Origin of the sequence: Paenibacillus oralis (assembly GCF_003863965.1) — a bacterium.
In the GTDB taxonomy this organism is placed as follows: Bacteria; Bacillota; Bacilli; order Paenibacillales; family Paenibacillaceae; genus Fontibacillus; species Fontibacillus oralis.
This window is the reverse complement of the sequence record NZ_RRCN01000001.1, coordinates 5463837-5489642: the sequence shown is the minus strand read 5'-3', so window position 1 is coordinate 5489642 and position 25806 is coordinate 5463837. Positions and strand designations below refer to the sequence as shown.

Below are 25806 nucleotides of genomic sequence, written 5' to 3'. Positions count from 1 at the left end.
GTTCATAGGAAAAAGGATGCGTTGTCGCCTTTCTGTTTTTCAAAAACCCGGCTGCCCCCAGCAGCAAGGAGCTCGTACATACCGATACAATGTATTTCGCCTCCCGGGCCCCTTTGAGCCAATCGATATATTCGTAAAGCTCTAGTCCCTAGGCCCCCGGGAACAAACAGCATATCGTACGTTGAAAGATCGGGGTTCACTTGATTTACTTTCACCGTCATTCCCCGTTCATCCGTGACCTCTTCTTTTCGTCCGCACAAATCCCAGGATACATCCTTTGTTGCTTCGAAATGTTTCAAGCGGGTCATCACGTATATACAAGCTATACGGAAAACTCCAGATAAAAGCTATCAATAAAATAAGACTCCGGGACAAAAACAGCGATTCGTTTAATAATCCCTAACGATGACTTTTCGGGTATCCGCGTAACGTCCGGAGCTCCTCTTCCGAAGCAACAATTTCATTAAACACCGATTCTTTCATTTAAAGCTCCTTGATATTGATTTCTTCAATCGATCTTACTATAAAATCAGCCGCCGACAGATCTTGATTCCCGGAGTTTGGATTCACAAATCCGATGCATCTCATGCCAGCGCTTTTCGCTGCCGCCACCCCGTGTTTGGCATCTTCCAGGACACAGCAATGCTCCGGCTCCACATTCATCGCCCGCGCGGTCTCCAAATAGACGTCCGGCGCGGGTTTCCCCTTGGGAACCTCCTCGCCGCTCGTAATGCATGCGAATTCATGCAGCAAATTGAATTTGCTCAACACTTTTTCAATAAATATTCTGGGGGACGATGAAGCCAGACCGATCGGAACGTTAACTTCACGCAGCTCTTGAATGAGCTCGCTAATCCCGGGAATGGGTTCCATGTCCGTTTCATCCAAATATGCTAGTTTTTTCGTTAATTGCAGTTGAATCAATTCTTCAACCGAATGCGGCAATTGATATTCTTCCTTGATTAATCTCCACATTTCGGGATTGGTCATGCCTACGTATTGCTCCAGTTTTTCTTTACTGCTGGCAACACCGATCGAAGTTAACGTGTAAAGATCCATTTCAAAATGCATCGGTTCACTGTCAATGATGACGCCATCCATATCAAAAATAAAAGCTTTTAGCATGCCTGTACCCCTTGTGCTCGTATTTTTACTGCCTTATGTTCTTCCATGATTATACATTGGACCCTATTCATCAGGAATGTCAAGGCCCGCCTGTTCGGCAAGCGCGATATGCTGCCGTGCTAATTGTTCATCCCTAAAATCCTCTTCGTTCCCATATATCCTGGCTAATTCGATATGACCATATAGATACGATCTTTCAACCGCGGCTTTAAAATAGGTTATGGGCTTGGCGATGTCAATGGTTGTTCCAACCCCCTGACTATAACAGATGCCTAAATTAAAAGCCCCTATGCCACTGCCATCCTCATAATCCCGCCAGTAATAGCGGAAAGCTCTTTCCGGATTCCCTTTCATTTCGTGTAAATAACCCAGCCAGCCGTTGTCCGGCGAACCCCATGCCTCACCCTGCTCATAATAGTAAAGCGCGGCATCGATATCTTGAGGTACCAATTGACCCTCATAGTACACGCTGCCCAAGTTGTTGTATGCCAACGCGTTGCCATTGTCCGCAGCTTTGCCTAGCCAATATAACGCCTTTTCCGCATCAGGCGCCGTCCCTACACCGGTTTGGTAGCAAACGCCCAAGCCGTTCATCGCATAAGTGTAGCCGGCCATAGCCCCCTTTTCGTACCAGTAAAAAGCCTTATCGTCATCAAGGTAACCGTCGACAGTGTAGTAAAGATTGGCCAGGTTGTTCATGGAAGAGGGGTGCCCCTTTTCGGCGGCAAGCGTGTCGTAATGGATGGATTTTTCAAAATCCCCCGTCTCGTAGGCAGCCAGGCCCAGGTTGTACAAAGTCTCTACCGATGTGTATTCATCCACGATGACATCGTCAGGGCTAGCCGCTGCTGCATAAGTCAGCAGGCGTTGGCGTGCGTCGTCATCAAAATAATAGTTATAATATTGATCCTGAGCATCCTCCATCACGAGATCTTTGTCGGCTCTCGCCAGCCCGTACTTGCTTCCCACATAAACTTCGGGACCTATAAAGGCATAAGCGAATCCGTTTACGGGCACTTTCCGCACCACAAGATCAAATTCGAAGCCGCTGATCAGGTTCTCGGAGGTATAGCCGATGCCCCATAACCCGCCGCGCCGCAAAGCAAACGCATTATCGTACAGCCAGCGGATAGATTCGTAATCATCCAAAGGAAATAACCATGAAGGGTGATCGGTGTCCCCGTCAAATATCCCTTTTTGTCCATCTTTACGCGCCAGCACCCAATTGCTTGCCCCGGAAGCCTGTATTTCAATCAGCGCATCATATTCATACGGCAGCAGCAAGCTTTCCTGCGCTAAGCCAAGGGCGCCATGCTTCTTCCCTTTGCGTAATAAAAGCAGATTAGGCAAGCCGGTTTGCCGGTTGATTTTGTCGAAGCCCGCGGCGAGAATCGTTCCGTCTTTTTTGTACAACGTGTTGTGACTGGCATGCTTGTGCGGTTTGACCAGGATAAGCCCATTCCCGATAGGTTCCAGGGCGCTTAGCGGATATTCGCCGATATATATGAAGTCCTCATTAAATATCTTGCGGTTTTTTTGCCCTTTCACAGCCGTATGGTAAAATCCGTTGCCGCTATCAAACGCTTCGTCAAATTCAAAATCTATCATTACGAAACTGCAGTCGTTCAACACGCCCCATTTCCCGTCTTTTTTTGCGGTAAAATAACCGCTGTAATCCAGCAATTCCAAACTTTCGTATTGAGCAGGGGCGACCATTCTGCCTTGGACGTCAATCAGACCGAATTTATCGTTCAGTTGGACGATCGCCAATTCGGTGCCATATTCAAAATCAAAAGCATCATCCCATATGAGAGGAATGGCAATTCTCCCCGATTTATGTACATAACCATACTTACCGCCTAAAGTGACCACGGCAAGATTCTCCGCGGCAAAACCATAAAATTCATCAAATTGCGGGGCAAGCAATAGGTTTCCATCCTCGTCTTTAAGGCCCCACAAACCATTTTCCTCAAAAATTTCCACTTCGTAATCTTCTTCGCCGGACTGCCAGATGTGCGCCCAGCCATATTGATAATCTTTATAGTTGAGCAACTCGGCAAACGACTTGAAAGCAGGGTTCACGTCCTGCAAATCGGCATAACGCAGCAGTGAGATATCGCCGTTTTCCATGGCATTTGTGATCAATTCGTTGTTGCGGGCAATACTCACCAGCCAAGTTTCCGCCTGTTCGGCATGGGGGATATCGTCCATGTTGAACACGTCCCAGGCATCCAGGTGGAAATATGGGAGTTTCAATTTTTCAAGATAGGCCACAAGTTTGTTTTTGGCTTCGGCAAAGGCGGCTTTATCCTCGATCAACAGCGGCTGCTGTTCCAGAAAATCATAGAACCGTTTCAAGTTTTCGATGCCTGCTTGGGCATCGTAGTACAACCCGGCATTGCCGGGCTCAGTATGATGATTATAGTTATTGCCGGCGATCTTCCCGTTTTTGAGCAGTAGCGGTTGTAATAAAAGGGGCATTTCATAGCCCCATTCCATCATCATCTTATCGGCATTGTGCGATTGAGAAGGCATGCTCACGTTATATAGATAAACTCTGTGCGACATTCATGTTATCTCCTTCTCTGAACTAGTTTCTTGGCGAAAGCCCCACGTCTTAGCTGGAATACAAAGAGCAGTAAGTATTCATGAAATTCCCCGCGCCTCCACCTTCCCGTTTTTTCTATAGATGGCCGCGAGCACGCGATCCAAAAATCTTTCTTCTATAATAATACCTAATATTCGCAGCCTTCCCTACCTACTAAAGTCCCAATAGGAACATATATTCTTATTTGTTTTCACAAAAAAAGAACCCAAAAAATGAGTTCTTCTTCATTTGTTTACGTGTGCTTCCTGGAATAAAATTCGGACTGATTTTAAACTTACGAATTTGAAGCCGCCCTTAACGGGTACGGTTTCTTGGTTTCGCGGTCGGCTACACTGACCATCACCGATTCAGGCTTGACCCTGGCGATCAAACCCATCGCCTCAATTCGACCAACCATTTCCGAAAGATAGGCTGCCGTCTGGTTCTTGGCCTCGCGGCCGCCATCAATATCGACCATAAAGCGAATGTCCGCCCCTTGATCGAGATAAGGAAGGATCAGGTTTTCGAGGCTGATCCGCTCGGCCACCCCGAATTGCGCGGCAATTTCTTGGCTGTATGACGTTTCCAAAGACAATTTTTCGCGAACCGAATAAATTTCCCTGGGAAGAATCACTTGGCGGCTGCACAGCCATGCCCCTCTTCCTACACGATACACTACAATGTAGCTGACGAACTTGGTATGTCCCGGGTGGGTCTGTGCGTCGGTCGTAATCACGAGGTCGTATACGCCCCGCGGATCGCTTGCGATGAACCGGGTTATCCGCTCCATCACATCGCTAAACTCAAGGTTCTGTTCCGTCGTATTCCGAAATGTCGTCTCATGAATCAATGGGTACTGTCGTCTTTTACTTTTCATGGGTTTCACCTGTACTGCAAGGTTGGCTTCTTCCTTTCGTTTTGGAATTTTTCGGGCCGTAAGCTCCCTTTTCATAATATGTCTTGATCACCGCTGCTTGATCACAAGTGTGCCGAGCCGGATTCGAACCAGCGCGCTTTTTACAGGCCAGATTTACAGTCTGGTGGTTTCAACCACTCACCCATCGGCACATATAATCATGGTGCGAACCCCAAAATGAAATGGAGCTGCCCACGCACAGCTTTCATCCAGCGGAGATGAAATTTGGAAGGGGTATCCGGATTCGAACCGGAGCTGCGGGAGTCAAAGTCCCGTGAATTAGGCCGCTATTCTATACCCCTATAATTTGGCAGGGGGCGTGGGAATTGAACCCACCACAGTTTGCTTTGGAGGCAAACTCGCCGTCCTAGGAACATGGACCCCTACAGGATGAATAAAGATGACGTGGACGGGGCTCGAACCCGCAAATCCCGACGTGAAAGGCCGGTGTGTTCATCCATTTTCACCACCACGCCATGCTAAAGACAGAACTGGATTACGGCAAATCCTTGCTAAGAGCGGGTTAATCTCCCACCGATTTTTTACAGCTTGTGTTTCGTTGAACCACAATATTGAACCCTGTCAAGTGACCCACTCACACTTTGCGAACCGTAAAGATATGTACTTTTAATTGGGGAGATCGACCGGAATCGAACCGGTGCAGTATCAGGGCCACAACCTGACGTGTTATCCACTTCACCACGATCTCCGCGAAAATAAGTGACGCATGCCGGATTCGAACCGAGCGATTGCAGGATTGAAAGTCCTGTGGCTTTGACCGCTTGCCTAATGCGCCATGAAAAAAAGACTACCTTCCCCAAAGCGGCACCATTCGCTTCACTTGCCTTTCCCAAATCCTCCGGGCAGAAACAAGCACAAATGGACCACTTGCCAGGGTGCAAGTAGCCTCTTACGTACTGTATATGTATCGACGGAATTGAAACCGGAATTCAGAACGGTCCGTGATTCACAATCACGCTAGTACCGTTCCTCCTCCTTTAAGGATTTTACGGACTAAGCGTGGTACGTAAAAGCTACTGGCGATCGGATCGAGATAGGATGGTTCGCCGCTCTCTCGCCAAATATTTGCCTGTTGGTTATAGCTTTTCTCCAGAAAATCTAATGTATGGTGCTGTTTCATTTCCTATCCCTTCCTTTCTTCGTAGATTTACGAAACGCATCGTCGCGTTAACGCTTTAATGTTTTACCTTCTTGATGTTTATGATCTTAGCATGCTGTTTTAGGGATGTCAACCCTTTTTTTATATTTTTTTCAACATTCACCCATAATAGCCAAAAAGAAAACCGCCGAGTCTCCTCAGCGGTCTAATATCCGAACAAATTCGCATGTTACAAACAACGTTAATTTGTATACATCCTTCCCTAAGGAAGAGAATGTTTGGATATATTGCAATGGCCGCATGACGAGAATAAAAAGGTTTCGGCATGATCAAACAAGCGGTTGTCCTCCAGAAGGCACCACTGCTCCATGTTCTCATACCCAAATGGATGCATCGCCAATTTCATCCCCGTTCACGCTCCTTTCATTCATTTTCCTAAATTTTCATCAGCTTAATTCATCTTATCGTTATTTGTCAAGGAAAAATTTTTCTCTGTCAAAAAAGGATTATGCCCCTTTCCTTTGCCTGACGGCATCGCGCCCGGCACCCCATCCGCTTCCAGCAGCGGACGGACGACGAGCTTCACCGGCCATTCCCCGCTCTCGAAAATCGCCCGGTGCAGCGCGGCGCGGTCGGCTTCCGGCAGCCCGGCGGCCAGCAGCGCTTCCTTCCATGCTTCCTCTGTAATCGCCCACAAGCGGGACTCGGGAATGGCGTACACGCCGGACAGGGCTTCCATGATCGAAGCCAGATTCACCTGCGTGCCCAGCGATTGGACATAAAAAATCAGCTTCTCGATCGTCTCATTGTACAGGCTGTTGGAATAGCCGGGGCGAATGCGGTAGCCCGGGTCCCCAATACCATGCCTATCCAAATACGGCTGATGCAGGCGCACCGAATCGTGGTCGCGGAACAGCAGTCCGCTCACTTGATTTTGCTTCAAAACGAGACAGCAGTTTTGTCCGTGAATTTCCGGCACAATTCCAACCTTGAACAAACGCATTACCACATCGTAGAACATGCCGGCCAGATCGGTGTAGAAGCTTATGACCTCCTCGGCGGAAAGCGGCTTGCCCATCATTTCGGACAAAAAATGCCGGCCGCCCAAATCCACGCCAAGCGCGGACATCGGGATCACCTTGCACCCTTCCTCAAACAGTTCCGGCGGGTAAAGACGGAGCTGGGCGGCCAGATGGCGCGGGTGGTCGTCGAACAGCCCCATCGTCGCCGGCATGTAGCCCCACCAATGGCGCTCCTCGCATAGATAAACCCGGCCGCGCAGCGTTTCGTCGCGAGCCACCGCTTGACGCAGCAGCTTCTCTCCGGCCAGGCCGTTAAGCAGCTTCACCACGGGCAAATAGCGGGCGGCTCCTAGTGACAGTACACTGACCGGTAGCTTGAGCATGGCCGATGCAAACCCGGCACCGGCACCAGCCCCGGCTTGCGGCGCCATGGAACGCAGCGAAGAGGTGGACAGGAAATCGCCGGCCTCCGCATCCAGCACCACGATCGTCCCGTCCTTTATCTCCTGAGTGAAACGGGGCACGATCACATGCTCAAGCTGCCAGGGGTGGACAGGCATCGGCACGTACTCGTCCGCTCCCATTCTCCGCCGCTTCAATGCTGCCTCAACCAAAGCACGCTGCTCGGCGTTCAATACATCCAGGCAGGACAACTCTTCCTCCTCGCAGCCCCGCTCGATCGAATCCCTGCGCACCGCCACCCAACGGAGGCGGATCGGGTTGCCAAACTCCGCCGCATACTGCAAGCTGTCGGATCCGGTGAAGCCGATTTTGGCTTTGGCCGTCGGATGGAACGGGCGGTCCCGCAAAGCGGCGATCTGTTCCCCTTTGATGAACCACTCGTAAGCCGTGGCCGGAGCGAACGCCAGCAACGGCTCCATACGCTTCGGACTTAGGCCGAGCGCTAGCTGCTGAACCGCCGTCCCCACAGCGGCCAAAAAGTCCGCGACGCCCGGCCGCGCATAAGCTTCCACGGACAACGCCGAACGCAGCACGGCTTCCGCCAGCTCCGACGCAGAGCCTAAGCCCAACCAGCTTCCGTCCGCATTCTTTTTATAGATAGGGGAATCCTGCACCCACTGAACTCCCAGCCGGATGCCAGGCTCAACCAAAAACGCCATTTCCCCGGCATATACCTTGGTCTCGTCCCCATAGTCTCCGTATAACCCCCGAATCTGCTCCGGCGCAGCCGCCAGCGGCCTCAGCGTATCCTCTTCCAACCGGAAAAACCGCTCCGTCAAAAAAGCATTCATCAAATCGGCGGTAATCCGCGACTCAGCCGCCCGTAGGCCGAGCTGTATTGTCGATGTATGCATGACCATTTCCTTCCGTCAAATAGTAAAATTCCGGGTGCGGGTGGCCGAGAAAATCATGGTGGGAGATCGTCCAGCAATAGGCGCCGGACTTCTCAAAAATAACAAGGTCGCCGACCCGCAAACACTCCACTTCGGCATCCGTGTGCAGCCGGTCTTTCGGCGTGCACAGCTCGCCGACCAACGTCACTTTTCCATGCTTTACTTCCGGTCTGGCAAAAGGGTACGCCCACTTGTCCGCCGGCATAATGACAAACGGATGATTGTGCCCCCAGGAAGCGGGCAGCCGGTTATGGTGGGTACCTCCCCGCAGCACGGCAAAGTGCTGATCATGCGCTGCTTTGATGTCAATCACCTCGGCCGCATAATAGCCATGCTCGGCCACGATCAGCCGGCCCGGCTCGAACCACAGCCGCACCCCGGCAAGCCGGTTCCTTGCTTCACTTTGCGCGATCAGGGAAGTAAACAGCGGCCAGTCGAACGCCGGCGCAGCATCGTAGGAGACGCCAAAACCGCCGCCCGCGTTGACGATCTCAATGTCCAGATTGTAGCGCTCTGCCCACTCCTCCGCCTTCTGCAAATACAGTTCAATCATCTCGGCATGCAGCTCCGCCCGTAAATTGTTCGACAGCGAGTGAAAATGAAAACCGCATAACCGGACCGCCCCCTGGCCCTCCTCCCGGATGATGCCAATCGCTTCTTCGATCAACAACTCATCCAGCCCAAAAGGAGTAGGGCGGCCCCCCATCGCAATCTTGGTCTGCGGCAACGCAGCCGTTCTCAGGTTGATGCGCAGCAAAATGCGCACCGGCTGGCTCCGCCCCTGGGCCAGCCGGATGATCCGCCTCAGCTCCAGCAGGCTTTCCACGTGGATATAAGTGACATTGTGCCTGATGGCCAGTTCCAGCTCCGCTTCTTTTTTGCCCGGGCCCCCGAACAAAATCCGAACGCTCTCACAAACTTCCCTGACTTTGAGCAGTTCGCCGGCGGATGCCACCTCAAAGCCGTCCACCAGCGGCAGCAGACACTCGATAATACGCCGATCGGGGTTGGCTTTGATGGCGTAGAACAGCCCTGTCCCCTCCGGCATCACCCGCCGCATCTCCCGGACATGCGCCTGAATCCCCGCCAGGTCATACAGGTAGGCGCATAGCGGCTCCCGGCTCTCCGCCCGCAATCGGTCTATCGCTTCCCATACGTTTGTGTTCATATCCATCCTCCCGCGTCCCGATAGTCATTTCGCTTTTGCATATACGCGCGGAATGCCGTGTTCCTGTCATCCCCCAGCACATAAATGCGTACGCCTCGCTCCGCCCACAGCCGCATATCCTCCCTGCTTCTGGCCACCGCCGCGTATGGAACCCCACAGCGCTGCGCTGCCGCATGCAATTGCTCCAGCTGCCGCCGCACTTCGGGATGCCCGGTTTGCCACGGCAATCCCAGCGATTGCGACAGATCCGCCGCCCCTTCCAGCACAAAGCCGATCTGCGGATGGGACAAAATGGCTTCACTTTGCCGGATACCTTCCGTACTTTCTATCATCGGCACAATCATGATGGCTTCATTGGCTTCGCGGATGTAGTCGGCCAGCGAATATTTGGCGAACGCGCCCGGCCGGCCGCTGTTCAGGCTGCGCATTCCGAGCGGATGGTAATACGCCCAGCGGACAGCCTCCTCCACCTGCTCGCGCCGCTCCACATGGGGGATGATGATGCCCTGGGCGCCGCAGTCCAGCACTTTCAGTATTTCGGTGCGTTCTACGCCCGAAACACGGACAAGCGGGGTTACGCCCGCCAGCTCGGCCGCGCGGATTAGTTCCTCGACGCGCTCCATATTCGTGGAAGCATGCTCGTAATCAATGATGACAAAATCATATTCGGCCTGGCCGATCAGCTCAACAACAATGGGATGCGGAATGGAGACAAACAGTCCGAATACCGGCTGCTTCCGGTTTATTTTTAATTTCAGCGTATTCGGTCTCATGACAGTGATAAACTCTCCCTCGCCAGCCGCAGCGGATTGCTTGTTTTACGGAAATGCAACTCGCCGTCACCGTACAGCCTCCGTTTGGTCATCTCCTCGATCAGCGCATCCGCCGCAAACAGGTCAAACCATTTAAACCTCTCCCTATACTCGGGAAACTGCCGCTGATATTCCGCAATCGTCGCCGTACACAAGCTCCAGAACTCTCGCTCCGGCAAGCCGAACCTTTCCAGGGTCAGAGCGATCTCCGTCATGCAGATGAAAAAGAAAGCGTCATACGTGTAATCCCGCACCTCCGACACCTCTTTGGCATGGATGAATGAATACCGGTTGAACCGCCGGTGCGTTTCCGGCTCAGGGTACAGCTTGGGCGCCAGCTCCGGAAACAGCAGCTTGTCCGGGACAAAACGCACGCCGTCATGCAGGTCCTTGACGATGATCCGCACCGGCAGCCCATCCTCCAGCACCAGGATGATGTTCTGGGCATGCGCCTCCAAAGCGATGCCGTGCGCGTAGAGCAGATGAATCATCGGCAGGGTCAGCGTTCGGACGAGCGCTTCGCTCCACCGCCTGATTCCGTGCCGGCCGATGACATCCCGGATGAACGGCTCGCCGTTGTTTTGCACCAGCATCAATGCGTTCAGCGGCCAAGCCTCTTCTCCTTCCCGCAGGCGGGCGGACACGTTCTCCCTCCAGATTGCTCCCAGCGTGCCGTATGCGCTGCGATACTGAACCCTGGGCAATCCCTCGTATCGGAAGGACAGCCCCATAACCTCTTTGAGTATGCCGAACCGCTCCCGCTGCAGCAGCTCGTCCTGCCGGATCAGACCGTCCAGCCAGTCGCTGATCAGCGGGGCATTTTGCGTTGTATGATGGGCCAAAATACGGCTGGTTGAGGTATTGGTGATGCTGAGCGACAATTTGATGTAAGCAGCCTCCGCATGATCTCTGTGCGATAACGTGCGGATCGATTGCTGCGCCCGGTAGTTGCCGTCCGAAATCCCCAGCGGAATCAGTTCCCGGCACAGCCGCTGGCGGGTGAATACGGTTTCAAGCTGATGTTCCCATTGCCAGGGATGGACAGGGATCAGCACATACGCGCTCCCATCGCCCTGCTCCTTCAGAATGCGGCCGAACCTCTGCCGATCATTTTCCGTTAAATGCTTTCCGTAAATTTCCTCCGCCGAGCAGCCGGCGGAAAGCGCCATATCGGTAAGCTCCTGTTTGACGGCAACCCAGTGCAGACGAATGTTCCGATTGAATTCGGGGCCGTACGCCAGATTGTCCTTTAAAGTGAAGCCAAGTCTGGACTTGTAGCTCGGATGGTAAGGATGCCCGTCCGTCATATGGCTTTCCAGCGCATCGTAGTGTCTGTCACTGTCCGGAATGCACTCGGGGAGCTCGGCCCGGCACTGGTTATCCTTAGCCAGCGTTTCCAGCAGCTCCTGGATGAAGGAGGCGATCCGCTCCCCTTGCAGGTTGCCCAGCACCAGTTCCTCCAGAAACAGATATAGGTCGGTGCAGGGTTCGTTTTCTCTTTGGATGGAGCCCTTGACGATTTTCACCCGGCCGAATGAATATTTTTCCTCCGCCTCGCAAGTATAGGCGACCGGCTTTCCATCCCTTCCTACTCCGTCTGTCCGCCAAACTCTGTTGGTTTCACTACGGTTCAAGATGCCATCAAACCATAAAGCCTCCAGCGTCTGGCGCATGATTCTCTCCTGCACGTCATGGTAGGCGGCCGCCTTCGGGTCGGACAAGTTAGACAAACTGCTCATGGTTCCCACTCGCTTCACTCCCCCGTTTTTTTCATCAAATTGCCGACCGGCACATAAGCAGGCATCTCGCCGTTTCCTCTTAAGCAGCTCAGCATGTTCCGCTTGGCATAGAACGTATCGGCCGTCAGCAAGTGTTTCGCAAAAGCATTGCCGGAGCCCTCATATTCCTGCCGGAGCGATTCGCGAACGATCGTCCAAAAATGCGCTTCGGGAACGTCCGCATCCCTGGCCATGGCATGAATAAGCGAGCCGAGATGATTTACGATAAAATAGTACGATGTCCGCGCCCACGCCTGCTCTCTTGAATAGAACAAGGGACCGGACAGGTCCTGCCCCCGGGCTGCCCCCGGCCCTTCCCCCGCCTTGCCGGACTCGACGCTCACGCCTTCCAGATCACGAATAATGAAGGCGTCCGGCATGCCGTCCCGCAGGGTCAGCAGCGTGTTCTGCAAATGGGCTTCAAAATGAATGCCCTTCTCCCACGCAACACGCACGATCGGCAGCAGCGACAGCTCCAGATAGCGTGCAAACCAGCGGTCCGCCTGTCCGTTCTGTCCGCTGCCGCCGCCCAGCATCGACATCAGGCGCGAAGGCCTTCCCGGCTGCGGAGCTTCCACCAGGCTTGCCAGCACATAGGTGCATGACGGGTCAAATTCAACCGGACGGTAGACCACCGTGAACAGCCGGGTCAGCTCCTCTTCCGCAAACCGGCAGGTGCCAACGCCCGTCTCATAAGCGATCCGGGTAGGCGAATCCGGACCAAAGCAGCCATGCCGCAGCAAATAGCGGGAGGCGTCCAGCGTCCTGCGCATTTGTTCGTCACTGTTAGTGCGGATCAAATTGGTGATCTGCATGTTTAGGGGCAGCTTAATATTGCAGTTCATGTCGGGCACAAATACCGTGCGCACGGAGGTTGTCGGAAAGACAAGCGGCCCCAGACTGCCTAGGGGAACTATTTTCCCTTCGCGAACATAATCCTGAACCTCGGCTAGACCCAGCACATGCTTGTATTGCCACGGATGAACCGGAAGCGGAGCGTATTCGCCGCTTTTGTCCCCCAGCGTATGCCGGAGATGCGCCCGCACGCTCTCATGCGGCGGTACTTTTTTGTCCTCGGCCACCCACTCTTCCCGGTACACATCCTTGCTCACGGCAAAATACCCGAGCTGAAACGAGGTGCGCAGCTCCGGGCTGTACATTCGTACATCCCGCTCGGAAAATCCCAGCGAATTTTTGGGAAAAGGGTGGAACGGATGCCCGTAAATCAGCGATTGCTCCGATGTACGGTAGTCATACACGTCAAGCTCCGCCGTCCGCTCGATAAACAGGGCGAGGTTGCGGCAGCTATTGTCCACCTTTTCCGCAAAACTGCGCACCTGTTCAGCCGTAATCGGGTTTTCGCTCGGCAGCTCCCGGATGATCCAGCGAACCAGATCCCTGTATTCCACATGGCCATTCGCTCCGTTCGCGCCGGACCGCCTGATGCTGTCGTATTCATGCTCTCCGGCGGCGGAAAAATAAGCCAGCTTCCCAAAAACCGTAACCCTGCTGGCCGGGAAAGCGATCGTATAGTCAAGCATGTCCGCGTTCAGCGTAATGTCATTCTCTCTCTCCTGCGCCAGCTCCCGGATGTAGCAGTTAAGCAGCAGCTTGCACGTGTGCCGGTTCGCCTGCTTCAAGCTTTCGGAACGAGGCTTGCTCTCCATCTCCAGCAATGATGCCAACCCTCTTTCTCGATATGGATAATTTGACCGGCTGCTTGCTCAGCCTGAAACGGAAGTTACGGGCAGCGCGGCCAGCGCTTCGGCTACCGACTTTTCGAAGATCGCAAGCACATCCGCGGCTTCGCGTTCGGTGATCGTCAGCGGCGGAAGGAAGCGGATGACGGCGGAGCGGCGACCGCCCACCTCTACAATCAAACCGTTGTTGAAGCAGCTCCGCTGGATAGCGGCTGCCAGTGCCCCATGCGGCGGATAATGGCCCAAACGATCCTTGCGGCCGGCGGTGTCCACCATCTCCACCCCGATCATCAAGCCGCGGCCGCGAACATCGCCGATGGCCGCGAATCTGTCTTTCAGAGCGCCGAGCCAGGTCATAAACTGCTCACTGCGTTCCTGTACATTGTTAAGCACATCCTGTTCCCGGATGTAACGCAGCGTTGCCAGCCCGGCAGCCATCGCCAGCTGGTTGCCGCGAAAGGTGCCGGTATGCGCGCCCGGCGGCCACACATCCAGCTCTTCCTTGTAGATAACAAGCGACATCGGCAGGCTGCCGCCGACCGCTTTGGAGCAGACGATGACATCCGGGACGATCCCGGCATGCTCAAACGAAAACATGCGGCCCGTGCGCCCGATCCCCGTTTGCACTTCGTCAATGATCAGCGGGATGCCCCTTTCGGCCGTGATGCGCCGCAGCTCCCTCAGCCATTCCAGATCGGCGGGGATCGCCCCTCCCTCTCCCTGTACCGTCTCCACAATGACGCCGCAAGGAGCGGCAATGCCGTTTTCGCAGTCATCAAGCAGGTTTTCGATATACTGCGCGCTCAGCTTGGCGGTCATATCGCCGCCCATACCGAATGGACAGCGGTATTCATAGGGAAAAGGGAGAAAATGCACATCCGGCAGTAGACTCTGCAGATGCTCCTTCTTGCTGAGATTGCCGCTCATCGCCATCGTCGCCTGCGTCGACCCATGATAGCCGCCTTGAAAGGCAAGAATAGACCTGCCTTGGGTTGCGCTTTTCACCAGCTTGATCGCGGCTTCAACCGCATCCGCCCCGGTCGGGCCGCAGAACTGGATTTTGCTGCTGTTCCTGATTTCTTCGGGCAAAATCGAGAACATCTCCTCCATAAAAGTCAGCTTGAGCGGTGTGGCCAGATCAAGGGTGTGAAGCGGAATTTGCTGCTCAAGCACGTCGCGAATCGCCTCCACCACAACCTCATGATTATGGCCCAGCGCCAGCGTGCCGGCACCGGCCAAGCAGTCATAGTACGTGCGGCCCTCCGTATCCGTCACCATCATTCCTTTCGCCCTGCCGATGACCAGCGGAAAATGCCGGGGATACGCGCGTGCATTGGATTCCTTTTCTTCCTGCAGCCTCAAATATTCGTTCTGGACATTATGGACCTTTACCGACATATCCCTCCAACGCTCCTTTGATTTAGTTATGGGATGCAGAAAGTGATTCTTCAAACAGATATTCCAGGTACATGCGGGTGACATCGCGTGAAGCGCCTTCATATGAAAAAACATGATACGTAAAATCAGGCAGGGCATTGACCTCCAGGATGCCGCCGGATGTCCTCGTTATGGGCCGGCCGATATCCGGGCAGCGCATATCGATGCCGGCGACATCAATCTGCAGCGTTCGCGCGGCCTCGATGGCCATTTCAGCGTTGGCCGGGCAGACGGAATCCGTACGATCGGCGTAAATTTCACTGATCTCGCCGGCCGGAGCATTATGAAGTTCAAACAACTCCAGCTTCGCTCCCGCCGGAATGACATCATCAAGTGTTGCCCCCTGCTTGTCCAGCACCCCTGCCAGCCGTGGTGAATCTGCCTGGATTTCGGCAAACGCCTCCATTTCTCCGATATCACTCCGTCTAATCCTCGTCTCATTCAACTGCCAGATCAATTCCCTTACCGATGAGGAGCCGTCCCCTATGACAAAGGCAGGCCGGTACTCGGTGACCGCCGCCACCTTGCCGCCTATGACCAGGACGCGATAATCGGCGCCCGGCACAAACTGCTGAATCAAGATGCTCCCGCTGTATCGGCCGGCTCTTCGGATGGCCTCATCAAGCTGCCCCTTGGTCCGAATGTCCAGCGTGACACCGGCGCTGCCGCTGGCATCGAGCGGCTTGACCACCACTGACGCGCAGGTCTCCAGAAACCGGGCGGCCTTCTCCCCCATATCCGGGACCACAATAAACGGTGGCACCGGCAGCCCCCGGCGCTGCAGCAAATGGTTCGCCGCTTCTTTGTTCTTCGCCAGCAGCCCCGCAATCAATGGCAGACGATGGGATCTCGTTTTGTTGATCACGATGCTTCTGCCCTTGTAGGTAAGCTCCAAAAAATCCTCACACCCGGCAATCAGCTGCCGGCAGTCCATGCCCATTTCCTCGGCTTTGCTCATAATCAGCCGGTTTTGCAAATTTTGGCTCCCCGCCCCGTGCACTAGAGCTCCTCCCATCCCCGAAAAAGCTGCGGTTATTTCTCTTGATTCTGATAATATCGAAGAATCAATATAATGATAATGATTATCAATATCATATGTAATCATCTTACAGGAGGTCTGTTTAAATTGTCAATTATAAACTTTTAAGGAAATATAAGTTTTAATAAGGCGTTATGGGCGTTTACAATATTCGGAGGATAGGAATAGAAAAAGGATTCCAAACGAGAGGTATGAACTAGCAGAGGTGATGAAGGTTGAGAATCGGCAGCGTGGAGCCAGCATTATGGGTAAGGGTTGAAGGCCATGATTACGGCTACGGTCCGGCCATACTGTCGAGACCTAAGGCCATATTGCCGAGAGATGACCGTATTACCATGAGCCGACCTATTATCTGGGATGCCGGCCGCGGTGCCGTACTTCCGTAATGCCGACTTGCCGCCCCTAACGGACCCCAGCGCCCTTATTTCAGTGAAATCAAGGGTTTCCAGAATGTAACGGACACCATGGACCTTATTTGGCATTTCAGTGTTCCTTTTCGACCATTTTAGGGCAAATAAGCGCACCTCTGTCCGTTAGAAATGGAAACGCCGTATTTTCAGGCAAATAAGGGCTCCCCAGTCCGTTAGCTAGCCGCATCGTTCTCGGCCAGCCATCGAACCCGTCATACCCGTCGTGCAGCATACAACATTCGCACGCCCCATGCCACACGGCCCGGGGAAAGCGGCGCCAATTCAAGCAAAAATAACGGGGCTCTCCCCGGTTAACGATTCCGTTTGGGGCATGTCGAGCAATAATCGTGCGGAGTGTCCGACGTCAAATAATACAAGCAGCACGTTTTGCGCACGCGGATCGGGTTAGCGGATTCAGCCGTGAACACTTTGGGACTGTTGAACTTTTTGATCGGGTTGCGCGGTTCGCCAAAAAGACGGGGAGGCGCGTCATAGAGCAGATAGCGGTAATCCTCCTCCATCCGCTGCTTTTGCTCGGGGCTGGCCGCTTCCGCAAATTTTTTCTCATACAGCCAATAGACATAAATCGCCGTATTTTCCCATAATAACGCTTTGGAGATGCCGGCCGCTTTGGACACGGCATTCCATACCCGGGACAGGTTTCCGGCAAACATCGTTTCGATCACCCGGTCGCGCCATTCGCTTCTCTGTCCCTCCCCTGGCTCACTGGCCTCCAGGTCTAGGAGCCTCGCTTTGGGCAGCCATGCCTGTCCCTGGTAGCTCGATTCAATCGAGCCGTTCTCCAGGGCCAAATTCAAGCCTTTGTTGAAGGCGGACATTGCATAAAGTCCGGGGGCGATGACAAGAAAAGCATACCGCTTGGCAAACAGCGAGACGGTCGCGAGCTCGGAATCGGTCTCGAAAATGCCGCTTACCCCGCGAAAATAAGCCAGGCTTTTCTCCGGGTCCAGCAAATCGGCAAACGGAATAGAGAATGACCGGTCGGGCGAGGAGTCCCGGGTTAACCGATAGTCGGCGGCCAGGACTTCAAATTCTTCCGGTTGAAGCGAGTTGTCTGTAGTCTTTTTCATCATGAATTTTCCTTCCCTTTCCGTGAGGGATACATAATGGTGTTCCAAACAAGGGATCGACGGAGATCTCGCAATCCATCCGGAAGACGGCCCTGACCATCTCCCGGGTCACGATATCCTCCGGTCTGCCCTGCGCGAACACGGTTTTGTTGTGGACCGCAACGATATGATGTGCGTAGCGGCAGGCCAGATTCAGATCGTGCAGGACCATGACAATGGTGCGGTTCTCCTGCTCATTCAATTCAAACAGCAGATCGAGGACTTCAATCTGGTGGCTCATGTCCAGGTATGTTGTCGGCTCGTCGAGCAGCAGCGTTTCCGTGCCCTGCGCGAGAGTCATGGCGATCCAGGCGCGCTGGCGCTGTCCTCCCGACAAAGCATCCACCGGACGTTCCGCCATCTCCAATAGACGTGTGGACTCAAGCGCTAGCCGAACCATTCGCTCATCCTCACGGGACCACTGCTTCAGCCAGCTTTGATGCGGATACCTTCCCTGCCGCACAAGCTGGCTCACCGTCAGCCCTTCCGGGGCGGACGGTCCCTGGGGCAAGATCGCCATTCGCCTGGAAACCTCCTTGGTAGGAAGCTTGGCGATCTCTTCCCCGCGCAGCAGCACCGTGCCCGACCGGGGCTTCAACAAGCGGGCGATGGTGCGCAGCAGCGTCGATTTGCCGCAGCCGTTGCTGCCGATCAGCACCGTGATTTTTCCTTTGGGAATTGCCAAATTCAGGTTGTCGATCACTGGCTCCGTTCCATAAGAAATGGTCAGTTCTTTTGTTTCCAAAATACTCACGGTTCTCCTCCTTCTCAAAGAGGTTGTTCAAAACGTCATCCGAATTTTTGAACACACACTTAAAATTGATTTCTGTTCTTGAACAGCAAGTACAGGAAAAACGGCGCACCAATCCCCGCGGTGAACACCCCTGCCGGGACGTCCAGCGGAAGAAACGCCGTGCGTCCGACCAAATCGGCGCCGAATACGAGCAGGGCGCCGGTCAGCGCCGACACGAGCAGCAGGCTGCCGAACATCCGGCCCACCAGTTTTCTGGCGATATGCGGCGCGATCAATCCGGCAAAGCCAAGCGTACCGGCCACGGCAACCGCAAATCCGGCGAGCAGTACGCTGCACAGCAGCAGCATAAAGCGGTGGCGCTCAACGGTGACGCCGAGTCCTGTGGCCAGATCGTCCCCGAATTCCTGCGCGTTCAAACTGCGGGCAAACCAAAGCACAAGCGGTACGACGAGCAAAATAACCGGAATTATCGTATAAACATCCGGCCATGAAGCGCCGTACACGCTGCCCGTCAGCCAAATATACGCTTGCCCGGCGGTATAGAACGGACTGATAATCAGCATAAACGTCGTGCCGGCGCCGGTGATGGCCGAAATGCCGATGCCGATCAGCACGAGGCGGATCGGAGTCACCCCGGCTTTCCAGGCCAGCGCATAGATGACCATCGAGGTCGCCAACGCTCCGGCAACCGCAAAGGCCGGCAACAGCTTGATGCTGACCGCCCCGCCCAGCAGCGTAACAAAACCGACAGCAACAGCCGCCGCGCCGCCCGTGATGCCGATGACATCCGGAGACGCCAAAGGGTTGCGGATCACTCCTTGCAAAATGGCGCCGGACATGCCGAGCGCGGCTCCGACCAGCAGGGACAGCAGCACCCGCGGCAGCCTCAACGTAAGCACTACAAAATCATACTCCCCGGCATTCAGTCCCAGAATCGTCCGGAGCACATCCAGCGGCGAAATCAAGTCACTGCCCAGGCTTGTGCCAAGCACAGCGGCGAGCAGGACAAGAAGAACAAGCACGGCGATGACAAGCACCGCTCTCTTTTCGACCTGCAGAGATACGGCTTCCTGCTTGCTGCGGAAGATAAAAGCACCTCTCATATCTTCGTCACCCCCTTGCGGGCAATGTAGACGAAAAACGGTCCGCCAATCAGGGCGGTCATGATCCCAAGCGGAAGTTCCTCCGGCAGGATGATCAGCCGGGCGGCCACATCGGCCAACAGCAGCAGCACCGCTCCGCCTATAAGCGAGTAGGGAATAAGCCAGCGGTAGTCATTCCCGACCAATGTGCGCATGATATGGGGCACGACGAGACCGACAAGACCAATGGAGCCGGCCACGGCTACGGAGCCCCCGGCGAGCAGCACGGTCACGGCGCCCATGGCCGTCTTGACCAGGAAGACGTTTTGCCCCATGCTTTTAGCGATATCATCGCCGGTCAACAGCAGATTGATCGCCCGGCCCATAAACAGCGCGGCTAGAGCCGCCACGGCCATATAAGGCAGGACGGGATACAGCATCTCCAGCGTGCGGCCGCTGACGGAGCCGGCCAGCCAGAACAACACCTCCTGCAGACCGGTCCCGTCCAGAACAAGCACCGCCTGCGTGAAGGACGAGAACAAGGCGGTAATCGCCGTCCCAGCCAGCACAACCTTGATCGGGGTCAGACCGTCCCGCCCGATAGAGCCGAGCGCATACACGACGGCCGCCGCAACGGCGGCCCCGGTAAAGCCAAACCACATCATCGTATTTAACGAGGAGACCGACAACACCACATTTGCAAACACAATAAAAAATATCGCCCCGGCGTTGATGCCAAACACGCTTGGAGAAGCGAGCGGGTTGCGTGTCAACGCTTGCATGAGCGCTCCCGCAACCGCCAGGCTGGCGCCGACAACGGCGGCGATCACCGTCCGGGGCAGCCGCTCGGTACGGAGCACGATATGCGGGGTAGATTCTTCGTCATAATGTTTGAACGCTTCCACCGCCGTGGAAACCGCAATTTCCGTGCGGCCGTAAATCATGCTCGCGGCACCCGCCGCGGCCAGCAGCACCAGTAATGCCGCCAGCCCCAAAATCTTGGATTTCCCTTGTGCAAACAGGGGCAACATGTCCTCACTCTTTCCCCTTAGTTCAGTTTGAAATACTCATACAGACCATCGAGCAAAAGGTTGGCCGACTTGTAACCGCCCCCGAGGTTCCATATCACCTCATCCACCTGGACAAACTGGTTGTTTTTGACCGCATCCAGATTGGCCCACAGCTTGCTTTTTGTCCATTCCTCGTAATTCTTCTGGGCAGCTTCGCCCTCCTCATTGTAATTGAAGTTAAAGATCATGTCCGCATTCATATCCGGAATGCCTTCCTTCGAGGCAAGCTCGACACCCCAGATATCTTCGTCATGCCCCGGAGGTCTTGTAAAGCCAAGCTCTTGCAAAATTTGGCCGGCATAACCCATATAGTAAATCCGCACCTGATCGGCTCTGAAATTGGTGATCGTGGCTTCAATCGGCAGGCGGTCGCCCATCTTCTGTTTAAAGTCGGCCACTCTCGCCTCCCAATCGGACAACAGCTGATCTGACTTGTCTTCAAGGTTCAACGCCGCGCCCGCCGTGTTCAGCGTTTCCTTCCAGTCGTACAGCGTCTCCAGCATCACGGTCGGCGCGATTTGGGACAGCTGCTCATAAATGTCCTCATGCCGCGTCTTATTGGCGATAATCAGATCTGGCTTAAGTTTATGTATTTCCTCCAGGTTCGGCTGAGTCTCCTGCCCGACGATGGGCACGCCTTCCAAATCGGCCCGCAAATATTCATAGACAGGCTGCTGCGCCCAGGATTCGACCACTCCGGCCGGCTTCACCCCCAGCGCAACCACGACATCGTTGGCCCCTTGGAACAGGGTGACGACTTTTTGCGGTGTTCCCTTAATCTCGGTTTCCCCCATTGCATGTTTAATGATCCGCGTCTCTTCCCCCGCACTGCTATCCGTCACGCCGTTTCCAGCGCTGCCCGCGTTCGCGCTGGCGCCCGCCGCCTGGCTCGTATTTGCCGTTCCTTCCGCCGCCCCGCCGGCGGCTCCGCAGCCTGCCAGCACCGTAATGATCAACACAAGCGCCATATAGCTGAAAAATGATTTGTTAAACCTGAACATCATTGTTTTTCTCCCCCATTACATTCTAAATGATAATGAATATCAATATCAGTTAGATTGTAATGGAGGTTGGAATATTATTCAAGTGGTATTTCAAATTTTTATTATAAAAAAACACGAGCCGCAAGGGCATTTTCCCCCCCACGGCTCGCCAAACTCGATATGCCTGCTATTCACCCGATCAAATCAGCACATTTAAGCGGGCTCGCCAATCACTTTCCATTGCTGGATGCCGGTTGATGCGGCTGCCTTGGCCTTCATCGTTAGCCGGATTTTCGTCGTTGTCACCGGGTCGAAGCTGGTCACATTATACCGATCCGGAAGCACGCCGTATGCGGATGGGTTCGAAATCTGCACCCAATTATTCCCATTCCAGTATTGCAGATAAAAAGACTCCGGCAGATCGATCCCCTGATTATCGTCAAACCAGTACACTTCGCTGGACGAGATCTTAAACGGACGGTTGAAGTCATATTGAACCCACTGCTCGGATCCAGGGTTATCCCAGTTGCCATACACCGGGTGTCCCCGGTCCGCCGAGTTTTCCGGTTCGTACTCGTCATTCAGCCCGGCCAGACTTTCCCAAGGGGATACGTAGGAGGTGGAGGCCGTTCCATTGACGGCTACATTTTCTGCCGGGGCTCCTCCCTGCCCGACGTTTATTGTGAATTGTTTTTGCACCGGAGCGCCCATTTCGTCGTAATCGCGAAGCTGCACGGTAAACCGGTAGCTTCCTTGGGCATTGCCGGATACGGTCCCTTTGATTTCCCCGGTAAAGCGGTCCAAGGTCAGACCTCCGGGCAGCGAGCCTTGCGTAATCGTCCAATCGTAGAAAGGAACCCCGCCCTCGGCCTGCAGCTTCAGTGCGTAATTCCCTCCTGGCGTTGCGTTAGGAACAGCAGTATTTTTGATGGACGGACTCAGGAAAGGTGTCAGCTCACGATTTAATTTCCAGCCCGCTTTTTCCGCGATCAGCAAGGCCAGTTTGGTCAGCATCCAACGCTTGTTGTCGTGAAAAAGATGGTTATATCCGCCGTTCTGGCCGCTGAGCCGGTCCCAATACTGCTGATCTCCGGGAATATGGTAGCTATTGTCGAGCGGTACCGGAACGCCTTGGTAGTCTATAATATTGTCCGCCGTTCTCCAGCCGCCGCGCTCATAGGCCGCCATCCCTTGCCAGCTATCGGAATACGCGACCGCGTGGCCAAACTCGTGCATGATCAGGCCGTAAACGTCCGTGCGAGTACTCGACATTTCCGACAGGTACCATTCCTCGTCATTCAGCGAAGCAAACGGCGTCGCGGTATCGTAAAAGTCAAGGATCGTTAGCAAGGAACGATGGATATTCCCCGGTACGGTCACTCCGCCCCGCTTATGGTATTGTCCGTTGTTCGCCGGTCCGCCGGTCGAATAGGGTCCATTGAGTCCTCTCAAGTAGATCCACATTCCGTTGTAAGGCTCATTGTTGGTTGCGGCGACATGCCCGTTGAACCCATCCTCCGGCAGCCAGGTCGTTTCCGCATTGGCCGGGACGGTATCAAACGGCTCCATATCGAAGAAATAGAACCAGTCTTTGATCGCCTGTTCACTGGCTGCGCGGATCGCGGAATCGCTGAAATAGGGCTGAATCGTGTCGTATCTGTAATCGAATTTAAGCGGCAGTTCCGGCTCCCTATTGTCGTCTTGATCCAGGACGCGAATCGGAGTGGTTTGCGTGCGGGAGGCGCCATTCACGCCGGTCACCGTCAGCTCCAGCGTGTAATGTTCGATTTCGCCGTTTCCGCCGATCCGGTCTGGTTGGATCTCAAGGTAAAAAGGCTTGCGCTCACCGGCGTTTTGGAACGACAGCGTCTTGGACGCCCCGTTTGCGCTAAAGGTGCTGGGACGGTCCAACATCAATCTGGAGGTGCCTTTGGCCTTAATGTTTATGGTCAAAGGATAAGCGGCGTTCTGCGGCGGAACAAGCGTTAATTTGACAAAAGGATTGGCAAGATGGCCTTGCCAGTCCACCAGTTCCACGCCGTAATTGTTCAGGGTTCTCCCGAAAATATCGACAATTTCCGCTTCGTTGCTAAGTTGCTGTGGCTCCGCAGGCTCGGCGGCAGCGGGTAAAGCGAACAAGGAAAACGTTAACAGGAAGCTCATCCATAACGAGACCCATTTTTTCATGCTTTATACCCTCCCTTGATTTCTGGTTGACGGTCGGCTTCTGGTTCGACTAACCGTCATCCTTCAAAAATAGCGGTACTTTATGATCTTATTGTCCGGATTTGATAATGTTCATCACCATTAGCGGAATTTTGTGTCCTTATTGTTCAATGAATGGTGCAGATCGCGGGCATTTCCTAGCGATGGAGGGAAAATAGCGACATAAATTTCCTCTTTTTCTATTTTAATGGATAATATCGCCGAAATAACGACATTTTTTGTCCTTATTGTTTTCGCTTGAAGCTAATTCATTTGCTCATTTAACACCCCAGCCTCCAGAAACTCGGCGTAATGCTGATAGACTCGTTCTCTGGCATACGGGATACCCGGCGCAAATTGAATCGACGCGGAGGAGCGCACACGCCGGACCTCCCGCATCGCTTCAAGCAGCTTGCTTTCCCTGAGGTATCCCAATACTCCGGCATCGCCGCATACGGCCGCGGCGGCCAGCCGCCCTTGAGCCATGGCAACCAGCGCGCTTTCGATCCCGGTAATATTGCCGGCGACATACAAGCCTTCCACCGGGGTTTGCATTTGCTCATTGTGAAGCGGAATATGACCGCCCAGCTCCGGTACATGCATAAAAGGGCATCCGGCCACCGCGGCCAATTCCGCCAGCGGATACAATCCCCCCGCCAGCGCTACGAAATCCACCCGCTCCTCCCGTTCACTGCCGGGGATGAGCTCGCCGGCTCCGGTTACGTCCGCCAGCGTGACGGATTCCACCCGCTCCTTACCGTTTATAGATACGGCCTGCGTTCGCAGCATTAATGGGATGTCCCATATTTTCAACCCGCCTCGGGGAAAAAAACGGGCTGCCGGCCCTGCCATCCCTAATGTTCGCGCTATTCTTCCACCGATCCTCATGAATGGCGAAGGGGCCAAATGGGCCAGGCCCATCAGCTTCGCCAAATTCGCCTTGGGCGAGGCGTCTTCACCGGACAGCGGACCTGGCCCCGGCAGCACGATACCTGCGATCGGCACGCCGCTGACCGCCAGCTCCCGAGCGATAGCCATGGCCAGCGTATTCACGCCGATAATCAATCCGCGCTGGCCGGGTTTCACATAGTGCACATTGGCCAGCACTTGGGCCGCGCCGATCGACATCACGCCGGGCAGCGTCCAGCCGGGGCAGGGCCGGGGAATTTCGGCGGCGCCTGTAGCGAGCAGGACGCGTGCGGCCGTTAGCGATCCGCCGGTCGTTCTGACCACCCAGCGGTTGCCCGGCCTAACCATGCCGTATACGGATACGCCGCAGCGGATTTCAACCCCTAAGGCAGCGCATTTTTTCAACAATTGCTCAGCTTCCCGTCGGCCTACCCACCAGTGTCCTTTTTCCTCGTGAAACTGACCCAACATCCGTCCGCCCGGTTCGGGAAACTCATCCAGTACGGCTACGCCAAGCCCATGTCCGGCCGCTTCGGCCGCGGCCGATAAGCCCGCCGGACCGGCGCCCACAATCAACAGATCGAATTGCGGAGGTTTCGTCACGGCAGCTTCCTCCCCGTGATTTCATTGGGCAGCCGCCGTCCCTCGGAAATACGCATCCCTGCTTCGAGCGGGGTGAGACAGGCACGTACCGGCCCCTTGCCTTCCACGTTCAGCCGGCATTCCATACAATGGCCGATGGCGCAATACAACCCGCGAGGGCTCCCGGATTCCTCGTGCCTGCGCAGTGTGCGAATCCCTGAGGCGAGCAATGCCGCGGCGATCGGCTCCCCTTGCCGTCCCGTCAATTCCTTGCCGTTAAATGTAAAGCTCACCGTTTTACGCGGCATTTTCTGCGGACCCAATATCGGGTGGTCAATGATCCGTTCCACTATTCCTCCCCCCTTGCCAGTTGGCCGAAAGTCACGGGCCGGATCGGCGGGCGGTAGGCTAACAGTTCGGCGCTGCGCGGGGACTCGGGATCCTTTGCGTGGACCCAGGCCTCGAGCAGATGCCTGCATACCCGGCCCTGGCAGGCGCCCATCGCGGCCCGCGTTTTCATCTTAAGCTGCCTGGAGGTTCGGCATCCCGACTCATAGGCCGCCTCCAATTGTTCCAGCGTCACTTCTTCGCAGCGGCAAATCACCAAGGATGGACGTTGCAT

Annotated in this window: 20 protein-coding genes and 5 tRNA genes; all 25 read right to left on the bottom strand. The window is 54.6% G+C overall.

The window, feature by feature from the left end; translation table 11 throughout:
* Nucleotides 1-483: 483 nt before the first annotated feature.
* Nucleotides 484-1125 (bottom strand): HAD family hydrolase, encoded by a 642-nt coding sequence (locus EHV15_RS24470; protein WP_128633522.1) that lies wholly within the window; start codon nt 1123-1125, stop codon nt 484-486.
* Between the two features lie 63 nt (nt 1126-1188).
* Entirely contained in the window at nt 1189-3693 is a 2505-nt protein-coding gene (locus EHV15_RS24465) for an SEL1-like repeat protein (RefSeq protein ID WP_128633521.1), read from the bottom strand.
* A 314-nt stretch (nt 3694-4007) separates the two neighbouring features.
* The gene (locus EHV15_RS24460; protein WP_128633520.1) at nt 4008-4589 is read right to left on the bottom strand and encodes a ribonuclease H-like YkuK family protein; all 582 of its coding nucleotides are present in this window, start codon (nt 4587-4589) and stop codon (nt 4008-4010) included.
* A 108-nt stretch (nt 4590-4697) separates the two neighbouring features.
* Nucleotides 4698-4780, bottom strand: a tRNA-Tyr gene (locus EHV15_RS24455).
* Between the two features lie 74 nt (nt 4781-4854).
* Nucleotides 4855-4930 (bottom strand) — tRNA-Gln (locus tag EHV15_RS24450).
* 99 nt (nt 4931-5029) lie between these two features.
* A tRNA-Glu gene (locus EHV15_RS24445) sits at nt 5030-5104 on the bottom strand.
* 156 nt (nt 5105-5260) lie between these two features.
* Nucleotides 5261-5337, bottom strand: a tRNA-His gene (locus tag EHV15_RS24440).
* A 12-nt stretch (nt 5338-5349) separates the two neighbouring features.
* Nucleotides 5350-5424, bottom strand: a tRNA-Glu gene (locus EHV15_RS24435).
* A 177-nt stretch (nt 5425-5601) separates the two neighbouring features.
* Nucleotides 5602-5769: a hypothetical protein gene (locus tag EHV15_RS36650; protein WP_178075947.1), complete on the bottom strand. Its 168-nt coding sequence runs from the start codon at nt 5767-5769 to the stop codon at nt 5602-5604.
* A gap of 430 nt (nt 5770-6199) precedes the next feature.
* Nucleotides 6200-8086, bottom strand: a complete 1887-nt coding sequence (locus EHV15_RS24430; protein WP_128633519.1) for an IucA/IucC family protein — start codon at nt 8084-8086, stop codon at nt 6200-6202.
* On the bottom strand, nt 8046-9293 hold the full coding sequence (locus EHV15_RS24425; protein ID WP_128633518.1) for a type III PLP-dependent enzyme: 1248 nt from the start codon (nt 9291-9293) through the stop codon (nt 8046-8048). Before EHV15_RS24425 ends, EHV15_RS24430 begins: the two co-directional genes overlap by 41 nt.
* The gene (locus EHV15_RS24420; RefSeq protein ID WP_128633517.1) at nt 9290-10066 is read right to left on the bottom strand and encodes an HpcH/HpaI aldolase family protein; all 777 of its coding nucleotides are present in this window, start codon (nt 10064-10066) and stop codon (nt 9290-9292) included. Before EHV15_RS24420 ends, EHV15_RS24425 begins: the two co-directional genes overlap by 4 nt.
* Nucleotides 10063-11844, bottom strand: a complete 1782-nt coding sequence (locus EHV15_RS24415) for an IucA/IucC family protein (protein ID WP_128633516.1) — start codon at nt 11842-11844, stop codon at nt 10063-10065. The genes EHV15_RS24420 and EHV15_RS24415 overlap by 4 nt, the downstream gene beginning before the upstream one ends.
* Before the next feature lie 14 nt (nt 11845-11858).
* Nucleotides 11859-13568 carry an IucA/IucC family protein gene (locus tag EHV15_RS24410; RefSeq protein ID WP_246061756.1) on the bottom strand — a complete coding sequence of 570 codons (1710 nt, stop codon included), beginning with the start codon at nt 13566-13568 and terminating at the stop codon, nt 11859-11861.
* A 39-nt stretch (nt 13569-13607) separates the two neighbouring features.
* Entirely contained in the window at nt 13608-14981 is a 1374-nt protein-coding gene (locus EHV15_RS24405; RefSeq protein ID WP_128633515.1) for a diaminobutyrate--2-oxoglutarate transaminase, read from the bottom strand.
* Nucleotides 14982-15003: 22 nt separating this feature from the next.
* Nucleotides 15004-16020, bottom strand: coding sequence for an ATP-grasp domain-containing protein (locus EHV15_RS24400; protein WP_246061755.1), 1017 nt, complete (start codon nt 16018-16020; stop codon nt 15004-15006).
* Between the two features lie 760 nt (nt 16021-16780).
* Complete coding sequence (locus EHV15_RS24395) at nt 16781-17563, bottom strand: IucA/IucC family C-terminal-domain containing protein (RefSeq protein ID WP_128633513.1); 783 nt, start codon at nt 17561-17563, stop codon at nt 16781-16783.
* A complete protein-coding gene (locus tag EHV15_RS24390) occupies nt 17517-18353 on the bottom strand; it encodes an ABC transporter ATP-binding protein (RefSeq protein ID WP_128633512.1) in 837 nt (278 codons plus the stop codon). The genes EHV15_RS24395 and EHV15_RS24390 overlap by 47 nt, the downstream gene beginning before the upstream one ends.
* A 59-nt stretch (nt 18354-18412) precedes the next feature.
* Entirely contained in the window at nt 18413-19456 is a 1044-nt protein-coding gene (locus EHV15_RS24385; protein WP_128633511.1) for a FecCD family ABC transporter permease, read from the bottom strand.
* Entirely contained in the window at nt 19453-20466 is a 1014-nt protein-coding gene (locus tag EHV15_RS24380; RefSeq protein ID WP_128633510.1) for a FecCD family ABC transporter permease, read from the bottom strand. Before EHV15_RS24380 ends, EHV15_RS24385 begins: the two co-directional genes overlap by 4 nt.
* A gap of 17 nt (nt 20467-20483) precedes the next feature.
* Entirely contained in the window at nt 20484-21506 is a 1023-nt protein-coding gene (locus EHV15_RS24375; RefSeq protein ID WP_128635513.1) for an ABC transporter substrate-binding protein, read from the bottom strand.
* Nucleotides 21507-21701: 195 nt separating this feature from the next.
* The gene (locus EHV15_RS24370; RefSeq protein WP_128633509.1) at nt 21702-23675 is read right to left on the bottom strand and encodes a putative Ig domain-containing protein; all 1974 of its coding nucleotides are present in this window, start codon (nt 23673-23675) and stop codon (nt 21702-21704) included.
* A 282-nt stretch (nt 23676-23957) separates the two neighbouring features.
* Complete coding sequence (locus tag EHV15_RS24365) at nt 23958-25205, bottom strand: NAD(P)/FAD-dependent oxidoreductase (RefSeq protein WP_128633508.1); 1248 nt, start codon at nt 25203-25205, stop codon at nt 23958-23960.
* Entirely contained in the window at nt 25202-25534 is a 333-nt protein-coding gene (locus tag EHV15_RS24360) for a (2Fe-2S)-binding protein (RefSeq protein WP_246061754.1), read from the bottom strand. The genes EHV15_RS24365 and EHV15_RS24360 overlap by 4 nt, the downstream gene beginning before the upstream one ends.
* A complete protein-coding gene (locus EHV15_RS24355; protein ID WP_128633507.1) occupies nt 25534-25806 on the bottom strand; it encodes a (2Fe-2S)-binding protein in 273 nt (90 codons plus the stop codon). The genes EHV15_RS24360 and EHV15_RS24355 overlap by 1 nt, the downstream gene beginning before the upstream one ends.